We start from the raw sequence: 1319 nt of genomic DNA, 5'->3' as shown, positions 1-1319 counted from the left end.
AAATTATATACTCTGATGAATATTTCAATGATAGTTCGATATGATAATAGAAATTTAACTTTCCTTTGATTGCTAAGGACGGTGGCATTTTAGAACGACGAGGACATACAGAAATGGCAATTGATTTAGCGCGGTTAACAGGAAGTGTAGAGGCTACTTATATATGTAAGATTTTGAATGAAGATGGGACAATAGCGTGTTTAGTTGATTTACGTAAATTGGCTGATGAGTGGTACCTGTCCTTGCTTACAATTGATGATCTTGCAGATTATGTTATCAAGGAGCAATTGATCTCTGTTGCATTGCCAACAAAATATGGCGATTTTGATTTAGAGCTGTATGAGCATTCTTTGAAAAGAGAGAAGCTGCTTTTGTCAAAAGGAGACGTTAGAATTTTTTTAAAACCATTGCTAGTTCGACTTCATTCTGATTGCTTTACCGATGATGTTTCTGGTTTTAAGTGATGTGACTGTGGTGAACAATTGGAAGTGACAATGAAGCTGATCGAAGAAGGGAGGCATTTTGCATTTACGCTTAGAAGGCCGAGGCATCGGATTAAAAAAATTGTGGGCATATCAATTGCAAGAGCATGCTCGCGATACTTATGACGCAAATGTAGAATTAGGTTTTGCCCCTGACGAACGGGATTATAGTTTTGCAGCAGAAATGCCTCGGTCATTGGGAATAACACAAATCAGACTGTTAACCAATAATCCAGATAAAGTAACTGAGTTGCGAAAACATGGGAACGAGGTAGTTGAACAGATTGCGTTAGAAACACAACCACTGAAGGAAAATATCGTTTATCTAAAAACCAAGCGAGATAAATTTCAACATTGCTTATCTAAAATATAAAAAAGGAGAAATAATATTATGACAGTTTTTGAAGGGATTTTTCAAGTGGAAGAAGGAAGAGTCGCAATCGTTGTATTACGTTTTAATGAGTTTATCACATCTAAATTATTATCAGGTGCAGAAGGCAATTTAATTCGGCATGGTCTCAAAGTTGAGAATATTGATGCTTACTGGGTGCCTGGGGCGTTTGAAATCTCCTTTGCCGTTTAAAATAAGAAATATGACGGTATTATTACACTAGGTGCGGTGAATCGTGGGGCAACAACTCACTACGAGCTAGTCTCAAATGAGGTGGCTAAGGGCGTTGCACAAATTGGATTGAAATCAGACATACCCATTATGTTTAGGGTAATCACGACGAAACAATCGAACAAGCCATTGAACGGTCAGGCACCAAAGCTGGGAACAAGGGGAGCAAAGCAGCGTAAGGATTATTAGAGATAATCTCATTGAATAACCTAAAC

The 1319-nt window shown here is 37.8% G+C and carries 2 protein-coding genes and 1 pseudogene; all 3 read left to right on the top strand.

Going from position 1 to position 1319, the window contains the following annotated elements:
- Positions 1–113: 113 nt before the first annotated feature.
- The gene (locus A5875_RS24345; protein WP_340672795.1) at positions 114–464 is read left to right on the top strand and encodes a 3,4-dihydroxy-2-butanone-4-phosphate synthase; all 351 of its coding nucleotides are present in this window, start codon (positions 114–116) and stop codon (positions 462–464) included.
- 58 nt (positions 465–522) lie between these two features.
- Positions 523–855 carry a hypothetical protein gene (locus A5875_RS24340; protein WP_340672796.1) on the top strand — a complete coding sequence of 111 codons (333 nt, stop codon included), beginning with the start codon at positions 523–525 and terminating at the stop codon, positions 853–855.
- 18 nt (positions 856–873) lie between these two features.
- Positions 874–1283, top strand: a pseudogene (gene ribH, locus A5875_RS18930) (6,7-dimethyl-8-ribityllumazine synthase).
- Positions 1284–1319: the final 36 nt, after the last annotated feature.

It is taken from the genome of Enterococcus sp. 3H8_DIV0648 (assembly GCF_002140655.1).
Taxonomy (GTDB): Bacteria; Bacillota; Bacilli; order Lactobacillales; family Enterococcaceae; genus Enterococcus_A; species Enterococcus_A hulanensis.
The sequence above is the reverse complement of the archived record's forward strand: the minus strand, read 5'-3'. Positions and strand labels throughout refer to the sequence as shown.